Genomic DNA, 3,123 nt, shown 5'->3' on the forward strand with positions numbered 1-3,123 from the left:
GCGGCGGGCGCGTTCGGCGGCGTAGCGCGACTTGCCGGAGCGGGCGCCGCCGAGGATCAGCTCACGCATGCGCGGCATCCGCCGATCGCATCGAGTGCGGCACCGTGCAGCCTGCCGTTGCTGGCGACGATGGTCGTCGCGTCGAGATCGAGCGGCCGGCCGTCGAACTGCGTCACCGTGCCGCCGGCCTCGCCGATGATCACCGACAGCGCCGCGACATCGAGGATGTTCACGTCGGATTCGACGATCAGCTCGATCTTGCCGGAGGCGAGCAGGTGGTAGTGGTAGAAGTCGCCGAAGCCGCGGATGCGCGAGACGCTGCGGATCAGCTCGCCGATGCGCGTCCAGCAGCTTTCATCCTTCGTCAGCGTCTTGATGTTGCCGAGCGACAGCGTCGCGGCATCGAGCGCGTCGAAGTCGCTGACGCGGATGCGCGAGCCGTTCAGGAAGCTGCCGTAGCCGCGCTCGGCGTAGGCCATCTCGCCGTCGCCGAACATCGGCGCGTTGGAAACCCCGAGCACCAGCTCGCCGCGGTGCATCAGCGCGATCTGCGTCGAGAAGAACGGGTACTCGCGCACGAAGCTCTTGGTGCCGTCGATCGGGTCGACCAGCCACAGATACTCGGAATCGGCGTTGCTGCGCCCGGTTTCCTCGCCGAAGAAGCCGTGCTCCGGGAAGGCCGTCGTCAGCACGCCCTTGATCGCCTGCTCGGTCTCGACATCGGCGACCGTGACCGGCGTGCGGTCGGCCTTGACCGTGATCGCGAGGTTGCTCTGGTAGTACTTGCGGATGACTTCCTCGCCGGCACGCGCGGCCTCGATGGCGGCGGCGAGATAGGGGCTGTGGCTCATCGGTACGGGGTCTCTGCAGGGGGAATTCCACGCTGCAGTCTAACGGAGCGCTCCGCGAGCGGCCCATGCCCGGTGCGTGGCGCTCAGCCGGCACCGCGCCGGCGGCCGATCCACACGTAATACGGCGCGCGCAGGCCCGGCAGCCACGGCAGCGGCGCGCGCGCCTCGCGCAGCAGCACGGTGTCGAGTTTCGATTCGAGGCAGGGCAGGTGATCCGGGCTCGGATGCACGCCGTCGTGCCCGAACCACAGCGGCCAGAAGTGCCGCGCGAAGGTCGAGTGGCGCACGTGACCGGGCGCCGGCCGCGCGCGCGAGACGTAGAAGTCGGCGACCGCGAGCAGGCCGCCGGGCGCGAGCATCGCCACGGCGTTGTCGATGGCGCGATACCAGTCCGGGATCATCGACAGCGCATAGGCGCAGACCACGGCATCGACCGGCGCCGAAGGCTGCCAGTCGCAGGCGTCGGCCTCGACGATGCGCACGTTCGGCCAGTGTGCGGCGCGCTGGCGCGCCTGCGCGAGCAGCGGCCGGCACAGATCGACCAGCGTCACCGCGTCGAAATCGGCGAGCTGCGCGCCGAGGAAGCCGAGGTTGCGGCCGGTGCCGCCGCCGAGTTCGACCAGCGTGCCGCCGGGCGCAACGCGCGCGGCGAGTTCGAGCATCAGCTCGCGCCGGCCGTGCAGCAGGCGCTCGCGGAAGCCGTCGTAGGCAGCGGCCTGCGGGGCGTAGAAGGCGTCGAGCCGCGCGGCGTGGTCGCCGTCACGGGGCTGGCCGCGCAGCAGCGCGGCGAGGACGCGGGCATCTCCGGCGATCGACATCGGGCTTCCTCCGGGCGGCGTTCAGGGACATGCAGTGCCGAGCACTGCGGAACGCGCCGTCTTTTCAGCCCCTCCCCTCGCGGGGGAGGGCGGAGAGAGGGAAAAACCGCGCATTCGCGCAGGACGGGTATCGGATTGATCAGGCCGTGAGCGTGGCGATGTGGAAGCCCGCGTAGGTGTGCACGCGGTCGCCGGCGTGCAGGCGCCCGGCCAGCTCGCGCTCGAAGTGCAGCCGGGCCGTCAGCGGGCCGCGGCCGGGCACGTCGATCGTTTCCAGGTACTCGGGCCGGGCGTGGGCGCTGCGGAAGATCAGTCGCGCATCCGGCGTCGCCCGATCAAGGATCGCTGCCCATTCGGCGGCGAGCGCCTGCGGATGGAAGGCGCTCATCCAGTCCATGTGATCGAGCAGCACGAAGCGCGACAGGCGCTCGTCGGTGGCCTGCAGGAAGCCGGTGACGGTGTCGGTGTGCACGGCGATGCGCGCGGCGAGCCCGTCCTTCAGCCGGTAGAAGTTGTCGCGCTTCAGGTACTCCGGGCAGCAGTCCGGCGTGTAGCGGCCGCGCAGGTACAGCGCCCAGAAGTAGTTGTCGGCGAGCGGCAGCTCGCGGAACACGTAGTCGATCGCCTCGCGCACGAAGCCGGCGATGCCGTCCGGATGCTGGCGCTCGACCTCGATGCGCTGCGGGTGCGGCACGCCGAGCAGGCTCATCGTCAGCGGCCGCGACACCGCCCAGCGCACGCTGCGGTTCCACAGCAGCGGTGCGACCGCGGCGTCGTAGTGCGCGCGCTGGGCATCGAGATCGTGCGCTTCGAGCAGCGCCTCGACGGCGTGGCGAAGCTTCGGGCGCGCCACCAGCAGCGCCCGGAAACCGCGCGCGACCCAGCCCGACAGCCCGCGCCAGTAGAAGCCCTGCTGCGGCTGGCGCGGCGCGAACCAGTCGATGCGCGCATCCCAGTAGCGCGCCGCGAACGGCGACAGCTCGGCGCGCAGCGTGTCGCGGTACAGCTCGGGCGCATAGCGGTGCGCACCTTCGCCGAACAGCGCCCAGAAGTCGGCATAGGCCAGCCGCCGGATGCCGGCGAGCTTCAGCTCCAGCAGCGCGCTCTGGCGCGGATTGGCGTCGACGGCGTGGATCGCGGCCGGGGCGCACAGCGCGTAGTCGAGCACGTTGCAGCCGGCACTGGTGATCACCAGCAGCCGGTCGTCGGGGCCGATCGCCAGCGCCCGGCGATCAACGGCCGGGTCTTCCCAGCAGGCGTTGTAGACCAGCGAGTGCGCGTAGAGCGCATCGAACAGACGCTGGTGCAGGCGGTCGGCAAGAGCGGGCTGGGCGGCGGACACCGTCGGGTTCTCCGGAAGGCTCGGGACATTCGCCGCAGCCTGCTTGGCGGCGATGACCGTCCGGTGACGGGCCGCGGTCGGAACGGTGACGCGCGGGATGTGCGCGCCGCGG

Annotated in this window: 3 protein-coding genes; all 3 read right to left on the bottom strand. The window is 71.1% G+C overall.

Annotated elements, in window-relative coordinates:
- Nucleotides 1–56: 56 nt before the first annotated feature.
- Nucleotides 57–851, bottom strand: coding sequence for an inositol monophosphatase family protein (locus PKE44_RS17195; RefSeq protein ID WP_324553712.1), 795 nt, complete (start codon nt 849–851; stop codon nt 57–59).
- 83 nt (nt 852–934) lie between these two features.
- A complete protein-coding gene (locus tag PKE44_RS17200; RefSeq protein ID WP_324553714.1) occupies nt 935–1,669 on the bottom strand; it encodes a class I SAM-dependent methyltransferase in 735 nt (244 codons plus the stop codon).
- Nucleotides 1,670–1,808: 139 nt separating this feature from the next.
- Nucleotides 1,809–3,011, bottom strand: coding sequence for a BtaA family protein (locus tag PKE44_RS17205; RefSeq protein WP_324553716.1), 1,203 nt, complete (start codon nt 3,009–3,011; stop codon nt 1,809–1,811).
- Between the last annotated feature and the right edge of the window lie 112 nt (nt 3,012–3,123).

Source organism: Plasticicumulans sp. (assembly GCF_035331805.1).
Taxonomy (GTDB): Bacteria; Pseudomonadota; Gammaproteobacteria; order Competibacterales; family Competibacteraceae; genus Plasticicumulans.